Source organism: Streptomyces sp. NPDC104831 (assembly GCF_055583025.1).
Genome location: NZ_JBVJOT010000029.1, coordinates 1 through 20,527, shown reverse-complemented (window position 1 = coordinate 20,527; position 20,527 = coordinate 1). Strand labels below are relative to the sequence as shown.

23 protein-coding genes are annotated in these 20,527 nt (G+C 75.8%); 10 read left to right on the top strand and 13 right to left on the bottom strand.

Going from position 1 to position 20,527, the window contains the following annotated elements; translation table 11 throughout:
- Nucleotides 1-56 precede the first annotated feature (56 nt).
- Nucleotides 57-1,064, bottom strand: a complete 1,008-nt coding sequence (locus ACZ63H_RS20655; RefSeq protein WP_469867012.1) for an LLM class flavin-dependent oxidoreductase — start codon at nucleotides 1,062-1,064, stop codon at nucleotides 57-59.
- Between the two features lie 259 nt (nucleotides 1,065-1,323).
- Between ACZ63H_RS20655 and ACZ63H_RS20650 the strand changes: the two genes are divergently transcribed.
- Nucleotides 1,324-1,815, top strand: coding sequence for a phosphatase domain-containing protein (locus ACZ63H_RS20650; RefSeq protein ID WP_469867011.1), 492 nt, complete (start codon nucleotides 1,324-1,326; stop codon nucleotides 1,813-1,815).
- Nucleotides 1,816-1,831: 16 nt separating this feature from the next.
- Here the strand turns inward: ACZ63H_RS20650 and ACZ63H_RS20645 are convergent, their stop codons facing one another.
- Entirely contained in the window at nucleotides 1,832-2,047 is a 216-nt protein-coding gene (locus tag ACZ63H_RS20645; protein ID WP_469867009.1) for a dodecin, read from the bottom strand.
- A 210-nt stretch (nucleotides 2,048-2,257) separates the two neighbouring features.
- On the opposite strand from ACZ63H_RS20645, the gene ACZ63H_RS20640 reads away from it, so the two are divergent.
- A complete protein-coding gene (locus ACZ63H_RS20640; protein WP_469867008.1) occupies nucleotides 2,258-3,517 on the top strand; it encodes an extracellular solute-binding protein in 1,260 nt (419 codons plus the stop codon).
- A 10-nt stretch (nucleotides 3,518-3,527) separates the two neighbouring features.
- On the opposite strand, the gene egtD is transcribed toward ACZ63H_RS20640, so the two are convergent.
- Genes egtD through egtA form a run of 4 tightly spaced genes read right to left on the bottom strand, consistent with a single transcriptional unit; the run spans nucleotide 3,528 to nucleotide 7,913 of the window.
- The gene (egtD, locus tag ACZ63H_RS20635; RefSeq protein ID WP_469867006.1) at nucleotides 3,528-4,490 is read right to left on the bottom strand and encodes an L-histidine N(alpha)-methyltransferase; all 963 of its coding nucleotides are present in this window, start codon (nucleotides 4,488-4,490) and stop codon (nucleotides 3,528-3,530) included.
- Nucleotides 4,487-5,266 (bottom strand): ergothioneine biosynthesis protein EgtC, encoded by a 780-nt coding sequence (egtC, locus tag ACZ63H_RS20630; RefSeq protein WP_469867004.1) that lies wholly within the window; start codon nucleotides 5,264-5,266, stop codon nucleotides 4,487-4,489. Before egtC ends, egtD begins: the two co-directional genes overlap by 4 nt.
- Nucleotides 5,266-6,603, bottom strand: a complete 1,338-nt coding sequence (egtB, locus tag ACZ63H_RS20625; protein ID WP_469867002.1) for an ergothioneine biosynthesis protein EgtB — start codon at nucleotides 6,601-6,603, stop codon at nucleotides 5,266-5,268. The genes egtC and egtB overlap by 1 nt, the downstream gene beginning before the upstream one ends.
- Nucleotides 6,600-7,913 (bottom strand): ergothioneine biosynthesis glutamate--cysteine ligase EgtA, encoded by a 1,314-nt coding sequence (gene egtA / locus ACZ63H_RS20620; RefSeq protein WP_469867000.1) that lies wholly within the window; start codon nucleotides 7,911-7,913, stop codon nucleotides 6,600-6,602. The genes egtB and egtA overlap by 4 nt, the downstream gene beginning before the upstream one ends.
- 229 nt (nucleotides 7,914-8,142) lie before the next feature.
- Here egtA and ACZ63H_RS20615 point away from each other — a divergent pair, with 229 nt between their 5' ends.
- Nucleotides 8,143-8,994: a TIGR02452 family protein gene (locus ACZ63H_RS20615; RefSeq protein WP_469866998.1), complete on the top strand. Its 852-nt coding sequence runs from the start codon at nucleotides 8,143-8,145 to the stop codon at nucleotides 8,992-8,994.
- Nucleotides 8,995-9,054: 60 nt separating this feature from the next.
- On the opposite strand, the gene ACZ63H_RS20610 is transcribed toward ACZ63H_RS20615, so the two are convergent.
- Together ACZ63H_RS20610 and ACZ63H_RS20605 are read right to left on the bottom strand one after the other, a co-directional pair.
- Nucleotides 9,055-9,417, bottom strand: coding sequence for a type II toxin-antitoxin system PemK/MazF family toxin (locus ACZ63H_RS20610; protein WP_469866996.1), 363 nt, complete (start codon nucleotides 9,415-9,417; stop codon nucleotides 9,055-9,057).
- Nucleotides 9,418-9,540: 123 nt separating this feature from the next.
- Nucleotides 9,541-9,987, bottom strand: coding sequence for a cupin domain-containing protein (locus tag ACZ63H_RS20605; protein WP_469866995.1), 447 nt, complete (start codon nucleotides 9,985-9,987; stop codon nucleotides 9,541-9,543).
- A 109-nt stretch (nucleotides 9,988-10,096) separates the two neighbouring features.
- On the opposite strand from ACZ63H_RS20605, the gene ACZ63H_RS20600 reads away from it, so the two are divergent.
- The gene (locus ACZ63H_RS20600) at nucleotides 10,097-10,765 is read left to right on the top strand and encodes a helix-turn-helix transcriptional regulator (RefSeq protein WP_469866993.1); all 669 of its coding nucleotides are present in this window, start codon (nucleotides 10,097-10,099) and stop codon (nucleotides 10,763-10,765) included.
- A gap of 193 nt (nucleotides 10,766-10,958) precedes the next feature.
- Nucleotides 10,959-11,387 (top strand): hypothetical protein, encoded by a 429-nt coding sequence (locus ACZ63H_RS20595; protein WP_469866991.1) that lies wholly within the window; start codon nucleotides 10,959-10,961, stop codon nucleotides 11,385-11,387.
- Nucleotides 11,388-11,547: 160 nt separating this feature from the next.
- Here the strand turns inward: ACZ63H_RS20595 and ACZ63H_RS20590 are convergent, their stop codons facing one another.
- Complete coding sequence (locus tag ACZ63H_RS20590; RefSeq protein WP_469866990.1) at nucleotides 11,548-12,105, bottom strand: NAD(P)H-dependent oxidoreductase; 558 nt, start codon at nucleotides 12,103-12,105, stop codon at nucleotides 11,548-11,550.
- Nucleotides 12,106-12,204: 99 nt separating this feature from the next.
- On the opposite strand from ACZ63H_RS20590, the gene ACZ63H_RS20585 reads away from it, so the two are divergent.
- Nucleotides 12,205-12,885 carry a TetR/AcrR family transcriptional regulator gene (locus ACZ63H_RS20585; RefSeq protein WP_469866988.1) on the top strand — a complete coding sequence of 227 codons (681 nt, stop codon included), beginning with the start codon at nucleotides 12,205-12,207 and terminating at the stop codon, nucleotides 12,883-12,885.
- 158 nt (nucleotides 12,886-13,043) lie between these two features.
- On the opposite strand, the gene ACZ63H_RS20580 is transcribed toward ACZ63H_RS20585, so the two are convergent.
- Both ACZ63H_RS20580 and ACZ63H_RS20575 read right to left on the bottom strand, forming a co-directional pair.
- Nucleotides 13,044-14,192: an FAD-dependent oxidoreductase gene (locus tag ACZ63H_RS20580; protein ID WP_469866986.1), complete on the bottom strand. Its 1,149-nt coding sequence runs from the start codon at nucleotides 14,190-14,192 to the stop codon at nucleotides 13,044-13,046.
- Nucleotides 14,189-14,869, bottom strand: a complete 681-nt coding sequence (locus ACZ63H_RS20575) for a TetR/AcrR family transcriptional regulator (protein WP_469866984.1) — start codon at nucleotides 14,867-14,869, stop codon at nucleotides 14,189-14,191. The genes ACZ63H_RS20580 and ACZ63H_RS20575 overlap by 4 nt, the downstream gene beginning before the upstream one ends.
- Before the next feature lie 124 nt (nucleotides 14,870-14,993).
- On the opposite strand from ACZ63H_RS20575, the gene ACZ63H_RS20570 reads away from it, so the two are divergent.
- Entirely contained in the window at nucleotides 14,994-16,007 is a 1,014-nt protein-coding gene (locus ACZ63H_RS20570; RefSeq protein WP_469866982.1) for a LacI family DNA-binding transcriptional regulator, read from the top strand.
- A gap of 23 nt (nucleotides 16,008-16,030) precedes the next feature.
- On the opposite strand, the gene trxA is transcribed toward ACZ63H_RS20570, so the two are convergent.
- On the bottom strand, nucleotides 16,031-16,408 hold the full coding sequence (gene trxA / locus ACZ63H_RS20565) for a thioredoxin (RefSeq protein WP_469866981.1): 378 nt from the start codon (nucleotides 16,406-16,408) through the stop codon (nucleotides 16,031-16,033).
- A 140-nt stretch (nucleotides 16,409-16,548) separates the two neighbouring features.
- Here trxA and ACZ63H_RS20560 point away from each other — a divergent pair, with 140 nt between their 5' ends.
- A complete protein-coding gene (locus ACZ63H_RS20560) occupies nucleotides 16,549-17,979 on the top strand; it encodes a dihydrolipoyl dehydrogenase family protein (RefSeq protein ID WP_469866979.1) in 1,431 nt (476 codons plus the stop codon).
- Nucleotides 17,980-17,987: 8 nt separating this feature from the next.
- Here the strand turns inward: ACZ63H_RS20560 and ACZ63H_RS20555 are convergent, their stop codons facing one another.
- Nucleotides 17,988-18,629, bottom strand: a complete 642-nt coding sequence (locus ACZ63H_RS20555) for a peptide deformylase (protein ID WP_469866977.1) — start codon at nucleotides 18,627-18,629, stop codon at nucleotides 17,988-17,990.
- Nucleotides 18,630-18,778: 149 nt separating this feature from the next.
- On the opposite strand from ACZ63H_RS20555, the gene ACZ63H_RS20550 reads away from it, so the two are divergent.
- The gene (locus ACZ63H_RS20550; protein ID WP_469866975.1) at nucleotides 18,779-19,177 is read left to right on the top strand and encodes a BlaI/MecI/CopY family transcriptional regulator; all 399 of its coding nucleotides are present in this window, start codon (nucleotides 18,779-18,781) and stop codon (nucleotides 19,175-19,177) included.
- Between the two features lie 5 nt (nucleotides 19,178-19,182).
- Nucleotides 19,183-20,112 (top strand): M56 family metallopeptidase, encoded by a 930-nt coding sequence (locus ACZ63H_RS20545; protein WP_469866973.1) that lies wholly within the window; start codon nucleotides 19,183-19,185, stop codon nucleotides 20,110-20,112.
- Nucleotides 20,113-20,527 lie beyond the last annotated feature (415 nt).

Below are 20,527 nucleotides of genomic sequence, written 5' to 3'. Positions count from 1 at the left end.
AGGCTTGCCCTCCCAGGGTCACCGGCCCGCGCCGGAACCGCATCTCGGGACGGTCTTCACCGGCCGGGCGCGAACAGCGCGGCGAGCCGCCGGTAGGAGTCCAGCAGGGCCGTGCGGTCGTAGGTGCTGGTGGTGACGAGCACCTCCTGGGCGCCCGTCTCCGCCAGCACCGCCTCCAGCTCCCGCGCGACCTGCTCCGGGGTGCCGGCGAGGTGACCGGTGAGCGCCGACTCGTAGAGGTCCCGTTCCCTCGCCGTCATCGTGCGCGCCCGGACCGACTCGGCGGGGGCGAGCGGCGGGAAGGTGCCGTGGGTGCGGGAGTGGGCCAGCGACCAGGCCTCGGGGACCAGCAGCCGGCGCGCCTCGGCCTCGGTGCCGGCCACCGCCACCGTCCCGGAGATCACGACGTACGGCTCGGCCGCCCAGCGCGAGGGGCGGAACAGGGAGCGGTACTGGTCGATGCCGCGCAGCATCTTCTCCCGGCCCCGCAGATCGCCGATGACCATGGGCAGGCCCGCGCGGGCCGCGACGCGCGCGCCCTCGCCGAGGGCCAGCACGAACGGCGGCACGGCCAGGCCTTCCGCGGGACGGGCCCGCACCCCGGTCGGCGAGCCGCCGGTGAACCAGCCGAGCAGTTCGGCGAGCTGTGCCGCGAAGTCCTCGGCGTCGCCCTTGTCCCGGCCGAGCGCCTTGCGCACCCCGTCCGTGAACCCCACGGAGCGGCCGAGCCCCATGTCGATCCGCCCCGGGAACAGCGCCTCCAGCACCCCGAACTGCTCGGCGACGACCAGGGGCCGGTGGTTGGGCAGCATGACCCCGCCGGTGCCCACCCGGATGGTGCGGGTGGCCGCGGCGACGGCGGCGGCGAGCACGGTGGGCGCGGACCCGGCGACGCCCGGCACCCCGTGGTGCTCGGACACCCAGAACCGGTGGTAGCCGAGCGCCTCCGCCTCCCGGGCCAGCGCGACGGTGTCCCGCAGTGCCTCGGCCGGCGGGCGGCCCTGACGGGTGCGGGAGCGGTCGAGGACGGAGAACCGGGTCCGGCTGATCACTGTGCTGCTCACACGGGGTTCAACGCGCGGACGCGCACGGGATTCCCGGCCCGCCCCGGCCGCCGTACGGGTGGGCACGCGGCCGGCGGCGCGGTGCCCCGCCCGGAGGCCGTCGGCAGGGCCGGCGCGGCGCGGTGCGGTGGCCGGGCGGGGGCCGGGGCCGAGGCCCCGCGCACGAGGCCGCCCGGACGGCCGGAGGCCCGGTCCGTTCCCCGGGCCCCGGCCGTGCGGGCAGGTTGCCGGGCGCCGGGGACTGACTAGGGTGGCCGGTGTGACCGACCGCAGCGGGCCGCCGATCGCCGTGTTCGACCTCGACAACACGCTGGCCGACACCGCCCACCGCCAGCACTTCCTGGAGGGCCGGCGGCGGAACTGGGCCGCGTTCTTCGCCGCGGCGCCCGCGGACCCGCCGCTCGCCGAGGGCGTGGCGCTGGCCGCGGAGAGCGCCCGTGCCTGCGAGGTCGTCTATCTGACCGGCCGCCCCGAGCGGTACCGCCGGGACACCCTGGAGTGGCTCGCGGCCCACGGACTGCCCGAGGGCCGGGTGTTCATGCGGGACGACGCCGATCGCAGGCCGGCCCGGCTCACCAAGCTGGGGATCCTGCGCCGGCTCGCCCGGGGCCGCGAGGTCCGGGTGCTCGTGGACGACGACGAGCTGGTCTGCGACGACGCCGAACGCGCCGGTTTCGCCGTCGTACGGGCGCGCTGGGCGCGGAAGTCGGCCGCGCTTGAGGAGGCACAGGAGCGGGAGGGCCGCACCTGACGCGCGCCGGGGCGGCTCAGGCGCCGTCCTCGATGCGGAAGCCGACCTTCAGGCCCACCTGGTAATGCTCGATCCGGCCGTTCTCGATCTGGCCGCGGACCTGGGTCACCTCGAACCAGTCCAGATTGCGCAGCGTCTGGTCGGCGCGGGCGATGCCGTTGCGGATGGCCTGGTCGACGCCCTCGTGCGAGGTGCCGACGATCTCGGTGACCCGGTAGGTGTGGTTCGTCATGCGGGTGCTCCTTACGTGTCACGCCGTACTCCACCGTGCACTATCCGCGCGGTCCGCGCACGGCGTCCCGGGCTATCACGCGGTACCGCTTGACCTGTCGATTGGTCCATACCAAAATCCGTCACACCCGTACGAGCCACCGCGCTCCGCCCCCCACGTCGGGCCCCCACACCTGTCCCAGGACCCTCGCCAGACAGAACAGGACCCCTCGTGAGACGTCGTCTGCTCGCCCTCCTCTGTATCACCGGCTCCCTCGTCAGCGCCTGCGGGATGCTCCCCGGCGGCGACGAGGAGCGGACGACCGTCACCGTGTGGCTGATGAAGGACAGCGCCTCCAAGGAGTTCCTGCGGCGGTTCACCGAGGACTTCGAGCGCACCCACGACGACCTGCGCCTCGACATCCGCATCCAGGAGTGGACCGGCATCGTCGAGAAGGTCCGCGGCGCGCTCAAGGCACCCTCCGGCGACGGCCCGGACGTCATCGAGGTCGGCAACACCCAGGTGCCGCTGTACGCCGACGGCGGCCGGCTGGCGGACCTCACCCTGGAGTCGATGCGGGACTGGGGCAAGGACAAGTGGCTGCCCGGTCTCGCCGAGCCCGGCAAGGACGGCAACAAGCAGTACGGCATCCCCTGGTACGCGGCCAACCGGGTCGTCATCTACCGCAAGGACCTGTTCCGGCAGGCCGGCATCGCCCGCCCGCCGCGGACGCGCGAGGAATGGCTCGCCGCCACCGAGAAGCTGAACGGGGGCGGGAACCAGGGCATCTACCTCGCGGGCCAGGACTGGTACACGCTCGCCGGGTTCGTCTGGGACGAGGGCGGCGAACTCGCCGAGGAGAAGGACCACGAGTGGCGGGGCACCCTGGACAGCCCGGCCGCGCTGCGCGGCATGGACTTCTACCGGCGGCTCCAGGCGCTCGGCCGGGGTCCCGCGGACGCCGACGAGGAACACCCGCCGCACGCCGGCGTGTTCGCCGACGGCCAGGTCGCGCAGATCATCGCCCTGCCCGGGCTCGCCCAGTCGATCGTCCGGCAGAACCCCGGACTCAAGGACAAGATCGGCTTCTTCCCCGTGCCCGGCCGCACCGCCGGCCGGCCCGGCACCGTCTTCACCGGCGGCTCCGACCTCGTGGTCCCGCGCAACACCGACGACCAGTTCGCCGCGACCACCGTCGTCGGGGCGCTCACCGGCGCCAAGTGGGACACCGAACTGGCCCGCGCCATGAACTACGTGCCCAACAAGACCACGCTGGCCGGCGAGGTCACCGGAGCGGAGGGGGTCGCCGCCATGGCCGCGGGCGCGGCGCACGGCCGGGCGACCCCCACCACCCCTCAGTGGGCGGACGTCGAGGCCGACAACCCGATCAAGACGTACATGACCCGGGTGCTCCAGGGCGCCGACCCGGCGACCGAGGCCCGCCGCGCCTCCCGGAAGATCACCGAGGCGCTCGTCCCGGACGTGGGCTGAGCCGCCCCGCTCACCGCGCCACGCTCAGCGACAGCGCGAAGCGGCCCGGCGCGTCCGTCCACCACCGGGTCAGCTCCAGGCCCGCCGCGGCCAGTTCGGCGGTCACCCCCTCCTTGCGGAACTTGGCCGACACCTCGGTGCGCAGTTCCTCGCCCGCCGCGAAGTCCACGGCGAGACTCAGCGCGGGCACCTTCACGGTCTGGGCGGTGCGGGAGCGCAGCCGCATCTCGATCCACTCCCGCTCGGCGTCCCACCGGGCCACGTGGTCGAACGCCTCCGGATCGAAGTCGGCGCCCAGCTCACGGTCGATCACGGCCAGCACGTTCCGGTTGAACGCGGCCGTCACGCCGGCCGCGTCGTCGTACGCCCGGACCAGTACCCGCTCGTCCTTGACCAGGTCCGTGCCGAGCAGCAGTCCGTCGCCCGGGGCGAGCAGCGCCCGCACTCGGGTGAGGAACCGGGCGCGTTCGGCGGGCAGCAGATTGCCGATCGTGCCGCCGAGGAAGGCCACCAGCCGGGGTCCGGGGGTCGCGGGCAGGGCCAGCGGGGCGGTGAAGTCGGCGATCAGCGCGTGCACGTCCAGCCCCGGACGCTCCTCGACGAGCGCCCGCCCGGCCCGGGTGAGCGCGCTCTCGCTGACGTCGACCGGCACGTACGCGGCGAGCGCGGGCAGCGCGTCGATCAGGTGGCGGGTCTTCTCCGAGGAGCCCGAGCCCAGTTCGACCAGGGTGCGGGCGCCGCTCGCGGCCGCGATCTCCCCGGACCGGGTGCTGAGGATCTCCCGCTCGGCCCGCGTGGGGTAGTACTCGGGCAGCTCGGTGATCCGCTCGAACAGCTCGCTGCCGCGGGCGTCGTAGAACCACTTGGGCGGCAGCCACTTGGGGGTGTCGGTGAGGCCGCGCAGGACGTCGGCGCGCAGCGCGGCCTCGGTGGCGTCCTCGGGAAGGGTGCGGGTGATGTGCAAGGGGCTCAACGGCAGGGCTCCTTCGGGGGTACGGCCGCCGGTTCCTCCAGCGGGGCGAGCAGCACGCCGGTGCGGCTCGCGGTGAGCACGGTGCGGTCGGGGACCTCCCGCCAGAGCGGATCGTCGTCGTACGGCTCGGAGGCGACGACCGTGCTCCGGCCGGGCTCCGCGCGGTACCAGAGCGAGTCGCCCCAGGCGGTGGCGGTGATCGTGTCCCCGTCGGTCAGCAGCAGGTTGAGCCGGGAGGCCGGGGCGGCCCGGGCCAGTTCGCGCACCGTTTCCCCCAGCGCCTCCTCCGGTGCCCGGCCGGAGCGCAGCCGGTGCAGGACCAGGGCCCAGACGAACGCCGAGTCGGTGCGGGCCTGGAGCGACAGCAGTTCGACCGGGGGCAGCGCGGACACCAGCGGTGCCGCCGCGTCCGGCCAGCCCGCGATCAGCCCGTTGTGGCTGAACAGCCACCGCCCGGCCGCGAACGGAGCCGCCGCGGCCTCGGCGTCCGCCCCCGCCAGGGTCGCGTCCCGGACCGCCGCGAGGACGGCGCCCGAGCGCACCACCCGGGCCAGGTCGGCGAAGGACAGGTCGGCCCAGATCGGCCCGGACCGCCGGTAGCGGGCCGGCGCCGGATCCCCGGGCGCGTACCAGCCGACGCCGAACCCGTCGGCGTTGACCGTCCCGTACCGCTGCCGGCGCGGTGCCCACGACTGCCGGTACAGGCCGTGCGGGGGCTCCACGAGGAGCCGGCCGAGCGGCTCCTCGGCGCCCAGGTAGGCGAGGTGACGGCACATCAGCCCACCTCCGAACGGGCGGTGCGGAACCCGGAGAAGATCTGCCGGCGGACGGGGAGGTCCCAGTTGCGGAACGTGCCCCGGCAGGCCACCGGGTCCACGGCGAACGAGCCGCCGCGCAGCACCTTGTGGTCGGAGCCGAAGAACACCTCCGAGTACTCCTTGTACGGGAACGCCCGGAACCCCGGGTACGGCAGGAAGTCGCTCGCCGTCCACTCCCACACGTCGCCGATCAGCTGCCGCACGCCCAGCGGCGACTGTCCGGCCGGGTAGCTGCCGGCGGGGGCGGGCCGCAGGTGCCGCTGGCCGAGGTTGGCGTGTTCGGGCGCGGGATCGGCGTCGCCCCACGGGTAGCGCCGGGAGCGGCCGGTGACCGGGTCGAAGCGGGCCGCCTTCTCCCACTCCGGCTCGGTCGGCAGCCGGCGTCCGGCCCAGCGGGCGTAGGCGTCCGCCTCGTACCAGCACACGTGCAGCACCGGTTCGTCCGGCGGTACCGGCTCGGTGACGCCGAACCGGTGCCGCAGCCACCGGTCGCCGTCCCGCCGCCAGAACAGCGGGGCGGTGATGCCGTGCCGCCGGATGTGTGCCCAGCCCCGCGGGGTCCACCACCGCTCGGTGGCGTACCCGCCGTCCTCGATGAACGCCTGGTAGGCCGCGTTCGTCACCGGGACGGTGTCGATCCAGAACGGCGCCACCTCCCGGGGGTGCGCCGGGCGTTCGTTGTCCAGCGCCCAGGGCTCGTCGGAGGTGCCCATGGTGAACGGCCCGCCGGGCACGAGGACTTCGGCCGGGCCGGTGAACGGCGGCACCGGCCGCGGGTCCGGCGCGGTGAGGGCCCGGGGGCCCTTCCTGAGCTGATGGGTGATCAGCATGGTCTCGTCGTGCTGCTGTTCGTGCTGGGCGATCATGCCGAAGGCGAAGCCGGCCTCGGTCAGCCGGCTGCCGTGGAAGTCCGCCCCCGCCAGCAGGTCCAGCGCCCGGCCGCGCACCTCGGCCGCGTACCGGCGCGCCTCGGCGGGCGGCAGCAGCGGCAGCGAGGGGCGCTCGGCGCGGGGATGCTCGAAGGCGTCGTAGAGGCTGTCTATCTCCGGCCGTACGGCCTCGCGGCCGCCGACCGTCCGCAGCAGCCACACCTCCTCCTGGTTGCCGATGTGCGCCAGATCCCACACCAGCGGGGACATCAGCGGGGAGTGCTGGGCGGTGAGGTCCGGTTCGTCGACGCAGGTGGTCAGCAGGGTGGTGCGGTCACGGGCGGTGGTGAGGCAGTCCAGCGCCCGCTCGCGCAGGGCCTCGGTGTCCGTCTCGGTGGTCGGGGTGCCGGTCTCCGGGGCGGTCATGTGCGGCTGTCCTTCCTCCCGTGGGCACGGGTGCCTCCGGGTGGGGTTTCGTCCAGCAGGTCGTCGGCCGGGCAGCGGCCCCGGGCCACGTGGCGGTCCCGGAAGGCGGCCACCGCGTCGACGACCCGCGTCGTGGCGCCGAGCCGGGGCAGGGCCTCCAGGGCCGCCGCGAAGCAGGCGTCGGCGGCCTCGCGCAGCTCCGGGTCGGCGAGGGCGTGCCGGGCCGCGTCGGCCCACAGCGGATTGTGCGGGGCGGGCCGGTCCAGGGCCCGTTCGGCGAGCGGCTTCACGGTCCGGTAGGCGCTCTCGGCGGCCTGCGGATCGTCGAACAGCGCCGCCGTCACCGCGAGCGGCACGATCCAGCCGTCCTCGCCGGGCTGCGCGTCGATCATCCGCAGCTCCAGGTGGCCGCGCGGCCTGACCGGCGGGAACAGGGTGGTCAGGTGGTAGTCGAGGTCCGCCCGGGTGGGCGGCCGGGGCGCCCCGGACCGCGTCCACTCCCGGAACGTGAGCTGCTCGGGAACCTCCCAGGGGCCGCTGTCCCGGCGCACGCACATCACCGGCGAGTCCAGGACGTGCCGGGCCCAGGCGGCCCGCGGCTCGCCGTCCAGCGGGGGAGCGCCGGCCCGGCCGGGACCTATCCCCATCCACATCAGCTGACGGGCGGACCGCCAGCCGGTGCGCCGCCGGCCGACCAGCGGGGAGTTGGCGAACGCGGCCACCAGGACCGCTCCCAACTGGTGCGCCAGCCACCAGCGCCGGGCGTGCCCCAGCGGGCCCGGCTCCTCCTGCCCGGCGTCCACGCACACCTGGACGGAGGCGGAGGCGCACATCATGTGCCGGCCGGCCGGACCGGTGCGGTCCAGGCAGGCTTCCATGGCGTCGTAGCGGGGTTGGCGCAGGATCCTGCGGGGCGGGTGCCGGGGGTCGTGGCCGATGCCGGCGAGCCCGAGGCCCTCGTCGGCCAGGACGGCCCGTACGGCGTCCAGATCGGCGGAAACGGTGTCCACGCACTCCATCAGGGAGGCGGCGGGCGGCGAGCTGAGCTCCAGTTGGCCGCCGGGCTCGACGGTGAGCGCCGAGGCCAGGGGCAGTTTCCGCACCGCGGCGTAGGCCGCTTCGAGTCGTTCGGGTGGGACCGGGAGCTGTGGCAGCTCCAGCGAGTGGACGAGCCATTCCAGCTCGACACCGAGTGCGCGAGGCGGTCCGGTCTTGAAGCAGATGCCCCGGACCAGGGCCTCCACCTCGGCCTCGGTGACGGCGGTGCGGTGCTCCGTACAGTCGCCACCGTCGCTCTGTATATCGGACATGTCGGGATCCTCCTGAGGTTCCAGCATGCCATCGGCCCGTGGAGCGGGCCGAACCAGCACATCCCAGCCAAGACCCTTCGGCGGACGCGCACAAGAGCGCCGGACCGGCCTTCTCGGGCGTGCCGCCAATTCCGTTGCGCCGCCTCCCCAGCATCGCCCAGGATGCGTGCATGAGCACGACGGGGGAGACCGTGCGGCGCGCGGCCGTGGCGCCCACGGGGGTGGCGCCGTGAGCGCGCGGCTGCGCGGGATCGCCGCGGAGACGGAACGGATCGTGGCCGCGGGCCGGTACCGGGCGCCGGACGGCCGGGAGGTGACGGTCGCGGAGGCGGTCGAGGCCGCGCGGGCGGGCACCCGGATGTTCGGCCCCGCACCCGTGCCGGTGCCCGCGGTGCCGGCCCCGGCGGGCGGCACGCGGTACGAGGTCACCGGGGAGAGCAGCCTGGAGGCGGCCCGCCGGCTGGCCGGCGCCCCCGTCGCCGTACTGAACTTCGCCTCGGCCCGCAACCCGGGCGGCGGCTACCTCAACGGCGCGCAGGCCCAGGAAGAGGCCCTGTGCCGCGCCTCCGCGCTGTACACCTGCCTGCTGACGGCGCGCGGCTTCCACGACCACCACCGCGCCGACCGCGACCCGTTCTACACCGACCGGGTGATCCACTCGCCGGGCGTCCCCGTCTTCCGCGACGACCGGGGCCGGCTGCTCGCCGAGCCGTACCTCGTCGGGTTCCTGACGGCCGCCGCGCCCAACGCGGGCGTCGTCCGGCGTACGGCGCCGGAGCGGGCCGCCGGACTGCCCGGTGTCCTCGCGGCCCGGGCCGGACGCGTGCTGGAGACGGCCGCGGCCCACGGCTACCGGCGGCTGGTGCTCGGCGCCTGGGGCTGCGGCGTCTTCCGGAACGATCCGGCCGAGGTCGCGGGCGCCTTCCGGGCGGCCCTGGGGCCCGGCGGCCGGTTCGCGCGTTCGTTCGAACACGTGGTGTTCGGCGTGCTGGACCGGACACCGGGCGCGGTGGTGCGGGAGGCGTTCGAACGGGCGTTTCCCGGGGGCGCGGGGGTGAACGGCGGTTCCGTGGACCGGTGAGGCGCGGTGGCCCGGTCCGGCGCCTGGGGCGCGGGCCGGCATCCGTGGTGCGGTCCGGCGTCAGGTCCAGCCGTAACGCTCGCGCAGCCGCCTCCGGACCGGGTCGAAACGGGTCCGGTCCAGCGCGCAGGCCTCCCGGCGGATGCCCCGTCCGTGCAGCCGCAGCACCCGGTCCACGGCCACCCGGGAGTCGCGGCCCGGCCGGTCCCACGGTCCGCCGCCGATCGGCACCCGGTCCCGGTCGCCGTCGTGCCGCTTGCCCGACAGCCGTACCGCGAGGTGGGTGCCCGCCGCCTCCCGGGCCACGACCGGTACCGGACGGTCCTTGCCCCGGCCGTCGTTCTCCTCGAACGGCGCCCACGTCCGCACGGCCTCCCCGGGGTCGGGGTCGCCGTCGTGCGCCGGGGAGTACGCGGTGCGCACCCGGCCCACCTCGTGCGGGTCGGCCTCGGTGGTGGCGTGCGGGCCCCGGCGGCCGCGCCGTCGTCGGCGAAGGTGCTCACGCGGGCACCCCGGCGCCCGGGCGACCCGCCTGCGCCCCGGGCGTCACGCCGGTGCAACGTCGGGGAGCCGGGCGGGCACGGCGTCGGGGCGGGCGCCGATCCGCATGCCGGGGCGCCGGCCGTGCACGGTCAGGTACGTCAGCCCGGCCGGGCCGGCGGTGATGCCGCGCGCGGCGCCGTGCGGCAGCCAGGCCAGGGAACCCTCGGTCAGCGGCTGCCCCGCGTCCGGGGTGCCGTCGCCGAGCACGCCGTCCCCGGCGACGACCAGGACCAGCACGTCCAACTGCGTCTCGGTGTGCGGCGGGACCCGGCCGCCCGGGGCCAGCCGGACCACGTTCGCGTCGAGCTGGCGCCCGCTCTCGGCCAGTTTCCACAGCACCCCGGCGGGCACCGGAGGCGCCTCGGCCAGCGCGCGCGTCTCGCTCAGGACGCGCGGCCCGGTCGCCGGGCGGGCGGCCGCGCCGGTGTCGGCCGCGGACGGCGATGTCATCTGGTGTTCCCCTCGGTCTCGCATTCCCCCGCACTCACTCCCGGCCACCCTACAATTCATACATGTAGGATCCGTGAAAACCGACCGCGGGCGAGAGGGGTGTCCGGACGTGAGCACGCGCGAGAGCCCGCGCCGCCGAGCGCTGCTGGACGTCCTGCGCGCCGCGCCCGCGCCGCTCGGCGTCGCGCAGGCCGCCGAGCGCATGGGGGTGCACGCCAACACCGTCCGGTTCCACCTGGACGCCCTGGTGGCCGACGGCCTGGTCGAACGCCGTACCGAGGAGCCCTCCGGGCCCGGCCGGCCGCGTACCGTCTACGCCGCCCGCCCCGGCATGGACCGCGGTGGCCCGCGCGACTACCGGCTGCTGGCCCGCATGCTGCTCAGCCGCTGGACCACGGCGGACCCCGCCGAGGCGCGCGCCGAGGCCCGGGAGACGGGCCGGACCTGGGGCCGCTACCTCGCGGACCCGCCCGCGCCGGACGAGACCCCGACCCCCGAACGGTCGGCGGCCGGGCTGCTCGCCCTGCTGGACGACCTGGGCTTCGCCCCGCGGCCGGAAGGCGGCGGGCCCGGCCGGCCCCCTCGGCGGATCCGGCTGCGGCACTGCCCCTTCCTGGAACTCGCGGAGGAACAGGGCGGCTTGGTGTGCTCGCTCCACCTGGGCCTGATGCAGGGCGCGTTGGCCCGCATGGGCGCGCCGCTGACGGCCACCGCGCTGGAGCCGTTCGCGGAACCGGACGCGTGCGTCGCGCATCTGGCCGGCACACCGGCCGCCTGAACCGGGCGATCACGCGGCCGCGTTGTCGCCCCCCCATCGGGAGGCCCGGCGGCCCGGGGCCGGCCGTGGCGGACCCGCGCACGCGCAGAACCCGTCCGCCGACCGGGCAATCCTTCGCGCAGGCCCTCGCGCGGGCCCCGCTCAGGTCCCCGAGGAGAACCCGCCGCCCCGGCGGAGAAAGGCCCGCACCCCCATGAACGCCACCTCTGCCGCCCTCGCCGGCGCGGTCACCTTCGTCTGGCTCGGGATGGTGCTGGCGATCTCCTTCCTGGAGGCGCCGCTGAAGTTCCGCGCCCCGGGGGTGACGACCCCCCTCGGGCTGGGCATCGGCCGGCTGGTGTTCCGGGCGCTGAACACCGTGGAGGCGGTCCTGGCCGTCGTCGTGGTCATCGCGGTGGCCGTGGGCGGCGCCCCGGCCGCGATCATCGCGCCGGCCACGTCGGTGACGGCACTCCTCGCCGTGCAGCTGGCCGTCGTCCGCCCCGTCCTCAACCGCAGGTCCGACCGGGTGCTCGCGGGCGAGGAACTGCCCCGATCCCGCGGCCACCTGTGGTACGTGGCGCTGGAAATCCTGAAGACCGCCACCCTGATCGTCCTGGGCGTGACCCTCGCGGGGTCCTGACGCGTGATGGTGTCCTTCGGCCGTCCGCCGGTGCGACGCGCGTCCGTCAGGGAGCCGGCGGCCTCCGTGTGAGAGCGTCGCTCCCGTCCGGTGTCCGGGCGGCCGGGGCAAGGGCAGGGGCCGAAGCCGGTGCGGCTTCGGCCCCCAGGGGTGGTGCGGGTCAGGCGGCGGCGCCCACGTTGCCGTGCAGGCGGGCCACGACCTCGGTGAGCTGGGCGGCGACCTCGGCGTCGTCGGACGGGTGGGTCTCGGCGAAGCGGGTGAGGGAGCCCGGGATGGACAGCTTGATGTCCTCGATCACCTTGCCGCCGGCGATGCCCACGGCCTTGCGGGTGTCGTCCTGGGCCCACACGCCGCCGTACTGGCCGAAGGCGGTGCCGATCACGGCGACGGGCTTGCCGCCGAAGGCGCCGGCGCCGTAGGGGCGGGACAGCCAGTCGATGGCGTTCTTCAGCACGGCCGGGATGGTGCCGTTGTACTCGGGGGAGAACAGCAGGAAGGCGTCGGCGGCCGCCGCGGCCTCGCGCAGCTTCGCGGCGGCGGCCGGCACGCTGCCCTCCACGTCGATGTCCTCGTTGTAGAACGGGACGTCGGCCAGGCCCTCGAAGAGCTCGACCTCGGCGCCCTCCGGCGCGAGCTTCACGGCCGCCTCGGCGAGCTGGCGGTTGTGCGAACCGGCACGGAGGCTGCCGACCAGCGCGAGGATACGAACAGACATGGGAACTCCAAGGGGCTGAAACATCGCTGTCACGATCCGGACCAAAGTCCGTTTAAGTGTGTACCACCTTAAGCGGACCGCGGTCCAGTTTTCTTCCCGATGCTTTACGCTGGCGTCATGTCCAGCGCTCTGCCGCCCTTCCCGAAGCCTCAGGAGCCCTCCGAAACCCCCTCGCTGCTGGAGGTCGGCGCGGATCCCGACGAGCCGTGCCTGCGCGCCGACGCGGCCCGCAACCGGGCCCGGCTGCTGGAGGCCGCCGCCCGGCTGATCGCCGAGCACGGGGTGGCCGGCGTCACCATGGAGGCGGTCGCCGCGGCGGCCGACGTGGGCAAGGGCACCGTCTTCCGCCGGTTCGGCGACCGCACCGGACTGCTGATGGCCCTCCTCGACCACTCCGCCCGGCAGCTCCAGGCCGACTTCATGGGCGGGCCCCCGCCGCTGGGCCCCGGCGCGCCGCCCCTGGACCGGCTGCGGGCGTTCGGCGTCGCCGTGCTGTACCGCTCGGCCGAACAGCTCGAACTGCAACTGGCCGCCCAGTCCGAGCCGACCCGCCGCTTCTCCCACCCCGCCGCCGCGGCACTGCGCGCGCACATCACGGTGCTGCTCCGGCAGATCCTCCCCGACGCCGACTGCGACCTGCTCGCCCACACCCTGCTGGCCTCCCTGGACCCCGCGCTGATCCACCACCTCACCCGGCAGTGCGGGATGCCCATGGAGCGGCTGGAGACCGCCTGGCTCGACCTGGTCGCCCGGGTGACCCGCACGGACCCGCCGAGCTGACCCGGGGCGGGAGGGGAGCGGGCCGCGCGGACCCACAGCCACCGGCCCGGCCCGGTACGGATTCGCTTCGCCTCCGTACGATTCCGGTCCGGCCCGGAGCGGTCGAGCCGGCCGTCGTAGGAAACCGGGCCCCGCAGAGCAGGCGAACGGGTGTCCGGTCAGTCCTCCTCGGCGGTGAACATCTCCACCAGTTCCCGTGGGGCGTCCGCGGCGAACAGCATCTCCTGGGCGCGCGCGGATTCCGCCGCCGACGCCTCGGCGCGCGGGAACATCCGGGCCTCGTACGCGGCGAGGGCGGCCTCCGTGTCCCCGGGGTGGGCGGCCAGCGCGAGGCCCAGCTCGGCGCCGTCGAGCAGGGCCAGGTTGGCGCCCTCGCCCGCGAACGGGGACATCAGGTGGGCGGCGTCCCCGAGCAGCGTCACCCCGGGCACCCGGTCCCAGCGGTGGCCCACCGGCAGCGCGTGGATCCGGCGGGGCACCAGCGGCCCGTCCGCGTCCCGGACCAGCGCCCGCAGCCGCTCGTCCCAGCCGTCGAACTCCTTCAGCACGGCCGTCTTAGCCGCCCCGGTGTCGGCGAAGTCGATGCCGTCCAGCCAGTCCTCGGGCGCGACGACGGCGGTGTACACGTGCAGGCTGCCGTCGGGCTCGCGGTGCGCGAGGAAGCCGCGGCCCGGGCCGAGCGCGAAGAGCATGCCGCCGCCGACCACCTCCGCGCTCACCGGGTGGCGCCGATCGGCGTCCCGCAGATCCGCCTCGACGAACGACACGCCCGTGTACGCGGGGCGGGCGGCGGAGACCAGTTCCCGCACCCGGGACCAGGCGCCGTCCGCGCCGACCAGCACCCCGGTGGTGAACTCGGAGCCGTCCGCGAGCGTCACCCGGTGCCGTCCCCCGCCCAGCGGACGGGCGCCGACGACCTTGGCGCCCCACCGGATCGTGCCCGCGGGCAGCGAGCCGAGCAGCAGTTCGCGCAGGTCGCCCCGGTCCGTCTCGGGACGGCCGCCGCTGCCGTCGTCGGGCGCCGCGAACCGGACGGCACCGTCCTGCCCGAGGACCCGCATGGCCTGGCCGCCGGGGTGGACGAGGGTCAGGAACCGCTCGTGCAGCCCGGCCGCCCGCAGCGCCTCCTGCCCGGAGTCGTCGTGGATGTCGAGCATGCCGCCCTGTGCCCGGGCGTCCGCCGACGCGTCCAGGTCGAACAGCGCGGCCTCGATGCCGTGCACATGCAGCACACGGGCGAGGGCGAGCCCGCCGAGACCCGCGCCGACGACGGCGACGGGGTGGTGGGGGAGGTGCGCGGTGGTCATGGGGCCTCCTGGCCTTCGGTCGGTACGGTGGTCCGTTCGATGCCGGTGATCAGGGTCCGGAAGGCCCACGACAAGCGGGCCCCGGGCGTGCCGGACAGCAGCGCCCCGGCGTCGGCGGCGATGTGCGGATGGGTGGCGGCGGGCGCCTCGCGCAGGGCCCGGGCCGCCGCCTCCCAGGCGGCCGGCGACTCCTCGCCGGCGTGCTCGGCGGCGGTCGCGGTGGCGTGCTGGAGCAGCAGGTCCACGCCCCAGGCGGCCTGCGCGCGGGGCACTCCGCCCTCCCGCAGCAGCCCGAGCAGCGTCTCGATCAGGCGCAGATAGTGCGGACCGCTGGGCCGGGCGGTCAGCGCCGACCGGGCCAGGGAGGGGTGCTCCAGCAGCATCGCGGTGTAGCGGGTGAGCACCCGCTCCAGCCGCTCCCGCCAGCCGCCCTCGGCCGGCGCCGGGCCGACCGTGCCGAGCAGCTCGTCCAGGACGGCCGCGTGCAGTTCGTCGGTACTGCGGACGTACACGTAGAGCGAGGCGGGGCCGGTGTCGAGCTCCTGCGCGAGCCGGCGCATCGTCACCTTGCGCAGCCCTTCGGCGCGCAGGATCGCGACGGCCGCGGCGACGATGCCCTCCCGGGTCAGGGCGGGCTTGGCGGGGCGTTCTCGGCGGGAGCGGGGGGCAGCGGTCATGGCGCAACCGTAACGAACATGTTCGTCGCGAACAAGTTCGTTCCGAACGCGTTCGCCCGAAGGGATTCGTCGAAGGGTGAACCACCTCGCCCCGCCCGGCCCCGGCCCCGGCCCCTCTGCCAAGATGCGGTCTGTCATGGTGCAGATACCGAACACGCCCACGAGCGCCGATGTCGCCCGCCTGGCCGGAGTCTCCCGCGCGACGGTCTCCTACGTCCTCAACAACGCCGACGCCGTACGCATCAGCGAGGAGACCCGCCGGCGCGTGCGCGAGGCCGCGCGCGAGCTGGGGTACGTCCCCCACGCCGCCGCCCGCAGCCTGCGCGCCGGACACAGCCGTACGGTCCTGATGCCCGCCCCGGTGATCCCGGTGGGCCCCCTCTACGGCGGGTTCCTCGACGAACTCCAGTGGGCGCTCGGCCGGCTCGACTACACCGTCGTCCAGTACGGCAGCGTCGGCCTCCAGGGCGACGAAGCCGCCCGCGCCTGGGCCGAGTTACGCCCCGTCGCCGTCCTCGTGCCCGGCGCCGGACTCGGCCCGCAGGGCGTCGCCGTCCTCAAGCGGGCCGGTGCCCGCGCCGTGGTCACGCTCGGTCCCGTCCGCGTCGAGGGGGCCCACGCCGTCCTCATGGACCACGACGCCGTCGGCCACTGCGCGGGCGCCCACCTGTACGCCCGGGGCCGGCGCCGGATCGGCGTCGTGATGCCCGCGGAACCCGGACTCGACACCTACGCGCGGCCCCGGCTGGCCGGCGTCCGCAAGGCGCTGCGCGGCACCGGCGCCACCGTCACCGAGCTGCCGCTCGCCTACACCGAGGAGGCCGCGGCCCGACTCGCCGCCCGCTGGCCCGCGTCGGGCCTGGACGCGGTCTTCGCCTACAACGACGAGTACGCCATGCTGCTGATGCGCGCCCTCCAGGACGACGGCGTACGCATCCCCGAGGACGTCGCCGTGATCGGCGCCGACGACCTGATGCTCGGCCGGCTGCTGCGGCCCCGGCTCAGCACCGTGCACATCGACCTGCCCTCGGGGCGCGCCCTCGCCGCGCTGGTCGACCGCGCGGTCCGCGACCCCGGCGGCGAACCCGGAACCCACACCGTGCTGGGGGCCCGGGTGGTGCGGCGCGAGTCCACCTGACCCGCGCCCGCACCGGGGGCGTCCTACTGCTGGGCCTGCCCCTGCTGGGCGGCGATGCTCTTGCGGACCTCGTCCATGTCCAGCGCGCGGGCCTGCCCGATCAGGCCGGCCAGCGCCGGTGCCGGCAGGGCGCCCGGCTCGGCGTAGACCGCGACCTGGTCACGGACGATCATCAGCGTCGGGATGGACGAGATGCCGAAGGCCGCGGCCAGCTCCGGCTGCGCCTCGGTGTCCACCTTGCCGAACACCAGGTCCGGGTTCTCCTCGGCCGCCTTCTCGTACACGGGCGCGAACTGCCGGCACGGCCCGCACCAGGACGCCCAGAAGTCGATCAGAACGAACTCGTTCCCGGAGACCGTCTCGTCGAAGTTCTCCTTGGTCAGTTCCACGGTGGTGGTCATGGCGTGATTCCCTCTTCCTGGTGTGGGGTGTGCCGACGGCGCAAACACGGCCGCCGGGCCGCCTATTCCACCCGCGCACGCCGGTGTTCCGCGCGCGTACCCATGTGGCCGCGGCGCACACCACCCACCAGACTGACCCCATGACGGAAACGGAATCCAACGTGTACGACGTCGTGGTGATCGGGGCCGGTCCGGTGGGGGAGAACATCGCCGACCGGACCCGGGCGGCCGGCCTGACCACCGCCGTCGTGGAGAGCGAACTGCTCGGCGGCGAATGCTCCTACTGGGCCTGCATGCCCAGCAAGGCCCTGCTCAGGCCGGTCATCGCCCAGGCCGACGCGCGCCGCCTGCCCGGCCTCGCCGAGGCCGTGCGCGGCCCCCTCGACACCCCGGCCGTACTGGCCCGCCGGGACGAGTACACCTCCCACTGGCAGGACGACGGCCAGGTCTCCTGGCTGGCGGGCACCGGCGCCGACCTGTACCGCGGCCACGGCCGGCTCACCGGTCCGCGCACGGTCACCGTCAGCGGCCCGGACGGCACCCGGACCACGCTCACCGCCCGGCACGCCGTCGCCGTCGCCACCGGGACCCGCGCCCAGCTGCCCGACCTTCCCGGCCTCGCCGAGGTCCGGCCCTGGACCAGCCGCGAGGCCACCAGCGCCAAGGCGGCCCCCGGACGGCTCATCGTGGTCGGCGGCGGGGTCGTCGCCGCCGAGATGGCCACCGCCTGGCAGGCCCTCGGCTCCCGGGTCACCGTGCTGGTCCGCGGCAAGGGCCTGCTGGGCCGCATGGAGCCGTTCGCCGGGGAACTGGTCGCCGAGGCCCTCACCGGGGCGGGCGCCGACATCCGCACCGGCACCTCCGTGGAGTCCGTCCGCCGCGAGAACGGCACGGTCGTGGCGGTCACCTCCGCCGGCGACCGGATCGAGGCCGACGAGATCCTCTTCGCCACCGGACGCGCCCCGCGCACCGACGACCTCGGCCTGGAGACCGTCGGCCTGGAACCCGGCTCCTGGCTGGACACCGACGACAGCCTCCGCGTCACCGGCACCGACTGGCTGTACGCGGTCGGCGACGTCAACCACCGCGCGCTCCTCACCCACCAGGGCAAGTACCAGGCCCGCATCGCCGGCGCCGCCATCGCCGCCCGCGCCGCCGGGGACACCCTCCTGGAGGAGCCCTGGGGCGCCCACGCCGCGACGGCCGACCACCACGCCGTCCCCCAGGTCGTCTTCACCGACCCCGAGGCCGCCGCCGTCGGACTCTCCCTCGCCGAGGCCGAACAGGCGGGCCACCGGGTGCGGGCGGTGGACGTCGAGTTCTCCTCCGTGGCGGGCGCCGGCCTCTACGGCGAGGGCTACAAGGGCCGCGCCCGCATGGTCGTCGACCTGGAGGAGGAGATCCTGCGCGGAGTGACCTTCGTCGGCCCCGGCGTCGGCGAACTGATCCACTCGGCCACCGTCGCGGTCACCGGCCGCGTCCCGGTCGGCCGCCTGTGGCACGCGGTCCCGTCCTACCCCACCCTGAGCGAGGTATGGCTGCGCCTGCTGGAGGCGTACCGGGACAACTGACCGCCGCGCTACGGCAGCCGGAAGCCCAGGGCCTCGGCCGCCGGGCGCGGGGTCGGGTGGGGCCACAGGGCCGCCACCGCCTCGTTGGTCGACAGGGAGCGCGGCTCCGCGCGGTCCAGGTACAGGGTGCCGTCGAGGTGGTCCGTCTCGTGCTGGACGATCCGGGCCGGCCAGCCGGTGAACACCTCGTCCAGCGGGCGGCCGCGCTCGTCCTCGCCGCGCAGCCGCACCTCGGCGTGCCGGGCCACCACCGCCTGCCAGCCCGGCACGCTCAGGCAGCCCTCGAAGAACGCGGCCCGGGCGGTGCCGACCGGCTCGTACACCGGGTTGACCAGCACCCGGAACGGCTGCGGGACCCGGCCCCGGGCCGCCGCCACCTCCGGCGGCACCGGCGCGGGGTCCTCGATGACCGCGATCCGCAGCGGGATGCCGACCTGCGGGGCGGCCAGACCCACCCCGGGGGCCGCGCGCATGGTGGCGCGCAGCGCCTCGACGAACCGGTCCAGCAGCGCGGGGCCGAGCTGACCGTCGTACGGCTCGGTGCCGCGCCGCAGCACCGGCCGGCCGGCCGCGACGATGGGCAAGGGACCACCGGCGGCGAGGAGTTCCTCGACCCGCTCGGCGAGCGGTGTGTCATCTCGGGGTGCCATCGCGTCAGCATGCCACGCCCGGCCCCGCCCCCGGCGGCACCCCCGGGGCGTCGGCGCGCGCACCGTGCGGTCACGGCGCTGTCGGTGGTGTGAAGTAGCGTGGGAGGGGTCGGTGAGCGAGCAGCGGGAGACGGGGGAGGGAACCGGGGATGACGGGGCAGGACGGCCGGGCCCGGCGGCGCGGCCAGGGCGAGCTGGAAGGGCAGGTGCTCGGCGCGCTGCGCGAGGCGGACGGGCCGGTCAGCGCCGCCTGGGTGCAGCAGCGCCTCGGCGGCGACCTCGCCTACACCACCGTCGTCACCATCCTGACCCGGCTGCTCGCCAAGGACGTCGTCTCCCGCGAACGGCACGGCCGGTCCTTCCTGTGGACGCCGACGGCCGACGTCGCCCGGCTGGCCGCCCTGCGCATGCGCCGCCTGCTGGACGGCGAACGCGACCGCGAGGCGGTCCTGGCCAGCTTCGTCACCGCCCTGCCGCCCGGCGACGAACAGGTGCTGCGGGCCCTGCTCGACACCCCCGCCCCGGACGCCGGCGGCCCGGAGGACTGAGCGTCATGGGGGTCTTCGTCTTCCTGCCGCTGGTGCTGCCGCTGTCCGCCTGGCCGGTCGCCCGGCTCGCCGAGACCCGGCTGCACCCGCGCACCGCCACCCGGCTGCTGACCGCGGTCGCCGTCGTCATGGCCGTGTGCAGCACTCTGTGTCTGGCCCTGCTCATGGTGGTCGGCACCGCGCAACTGCCCGGAAACCCGCTGCCCGACGGCTGGTCCGACCCCGAGGTGCGGGCCGCCGTCCCGCACGACGAGGTGGCCGGGCGGGCCGCGATACCGGCGCTCGCCGCGGTCGCCGTCGCCTGCGCCCGCACCCTGCGCCGGCACCGCCGGGTCACCCGCCGCGCCCGCCGGGCCCTCGCCGGGGTGCCGGGCTCCACGGTGGCGGTGCTGCCCGACAGCACGCCGTACGCGTACGCGCTGCCCGGCGGCCGGGGCCGGATCGTCGTCAGCACGGCCCTGCTGGCCGGGCTCGCCCCGGCCGAGCGGCGCGCCCTGTTCGCGCACGAACGCGCCCATCTGACCGCCCGCCACCACCGTCACCTGCTCGCCGTGCACCTGGCCGCCCGCGCCAACCCGTTCCTGCGCCCGCTGCGCACCGCCGTCGTCTACACGGCCGAGCGGTGGGCGGACGAGGAGGCGGCCCGCGCGGTGGGCGACCGGCGCACGGTCGCCCGGGCCATCGGCAAGGCGGCCCTGCTGTCCCCGCCCACCCCGGCGCCCACGCTGGCGGCGCTCGCCGCGACCGGGCCCGTGCCGCGCCGGGTGGCCGCGCTGCTGGCGCCCGCCCCCGCGGCCCGCACCTGGCCGTCGGCGTTCACCACGGTCGGCCTGGCCGCCTGGGGCGCCGCCGCCGGGGCGCTGGCCTCGGCCATGTCGTCGGCGAACTCGGCCGTCACTCTGGTCCTGATCCTGCGCGCGGCCACCCCCCTGTGACCGGCAGGCGCCCGTGCCCCCACGGCACGGGCCGCCGATTCGGGGCCCTCGGGCTCCCGGGCCGACTCGGCCCGCGCGGCGGCACGAGGACCGCGGGGCGCGGCAAGGCGGCGAAGGAGCGCCGGGCGCGCGGGGGCGGGGCGGCCAAGGCGCCGTGTACGGCGGCCCGGACCGCGCCGGCCGGTGCCGGTCGCTCAGCCCGCCGCACTGCCCCGCGCCCGCATCACCGCGCCCACGAGGCCGGCGCCCCGCCCCGCCGGTCCACCTGCTTCCTCCCTGCCCGGCGGCGCGCCGTGGGCCTGGGGGGGGGGGGGGGGGGGGGCACCGACCAAGAAACGATCCGAGGGGGCCCAAAGGGGACCAAAAAAAACAGGACGGCGAAAGAAAAAAGAAAAAAAAATCACACGGGTGGCAG

What these genes read in the sequence shown, in the direction of transcription:
- egtB (WP_469867002.1), bottom strand. Translation starts at nt 6,603, where the DNA reads ATGACCGCCCCGGAGACCGGCACCCCGACCACCGAGACGGACACCGAG.
- ACZ63H_RS20645 (WP_469867009.1), bottom strand. Translation starts at nt 2,047, where the DNA reads ATGACGAACCACACCTACCGGGTCACCGAGATCGTCGGCACCTCGCAC.
- egtC (WP_469867004.1), bottom strand. Translation starts at nt 5,266, where the DNA reads ATGTGCCGTCACCTCGCCTACCTGGGCGCCGAGGAGCCGCTCGGCCGG.
- ACZ63H_RS20595 (WP_469866991.1), top strand. Translation starts at nt 10,959, where the DNA reads ATGAACGCCACCTCTGCCGCCCTCGCCGGCGCGGTCACCTTCGTCTGG.
- ACZ63H_RS20590 (WP_469866990.1), bottom strand. Translation starts at nt 12,105, where the DNA reads ATGTCTGTTCGTATCCTCGCGCTGGTCGGCAGCCTCCGTGCCGGTTCG.
- trxA (WP_469866981.1), bottom strand. Translation starts at nt 16,408, where the DNA reads ATGACCACCACCGTGGAACTGACCAAGGAGAACTTCGACGAGACGGTC.
- ACZ63H_RS20580 (WP_469866986.1), bottom strand. Translation starts at nt 14,192, where the DNA reads ATGACCACCGCGCACCTCCCCCACCACCCCGTCGCCGTCGTCGGCGCG.
- ACZ63H_RS20545 (WP_469866973.1), top strand. Translation starts at nt 19,183, where the DNA reads ATGGGGGTCTTCGTCTTCCTGCCGCTGGTGCTGCCGCTGTCCGCCTGG.
- ACZ63H_RS20585 (WP_469866988.1), top strand. Translation starts at nt 12,205, where the DNA reads ATGCTTTACGCTGGCGTCATGTCCAGCGCTCTGCCGCCCTTCCCGAAG.
- ACZ63H_RS20605 (WP_469866995.1), bottom strand. Translation starts at nt 9,987, where the DNA reads ATGACATCGCCGTCCGCGGCCGACACCGGCGCGGCCGCCCGCCCGGCG.
- ACZ63H_RS20555 (WP_469866977.1), bottom strand. Translation starts at nt 18,629, where the DNA reads ATGGCACCCCGAGATGACACACCGCTCGCCGAGCGGGTCGAGGAACTC.
- ACZ63H_RS20575 (WP_469866984.1), bottom strand. Translation starts at nt 14,869, where the DNA reads ATGACCGCTGCCCCCCGCTCCCGCCGAGAACGCCCCGCCAAGCCCGCC.
- ACZ63H_RS20550 (WP_469866975.1), top strand. Translation starts at nt 18,779, where the DNA reads ATGACGGGGCAGGACGGCCGGGCCCGGCGGCGCGGCCAGGGCGAGCTG.
- ACZ63H_RS20570 (WP_469866982.1), top strand. Translation starts at nt 14,994, where the DNA reads ATGCGGTCTGTCATGGTGCAGATACCGAACACGCCCACGAGCGCCGAT.
- ACZ63H_RS20560 (WP_469866979.1), top strand. Translation starts at nt 16,549, where the DNA reads ATGACGGAAACGGAATCCAACGTGTACGACGTCGTGGTGATCGGGGCC.
- egtA (WP_469867000.1), bottom strand. Translation starts at nt 7,913, where the DNA reads ATGTCCGATATACAGAGCGACGGTGGCGACTGTACGGAGCACCGCACC.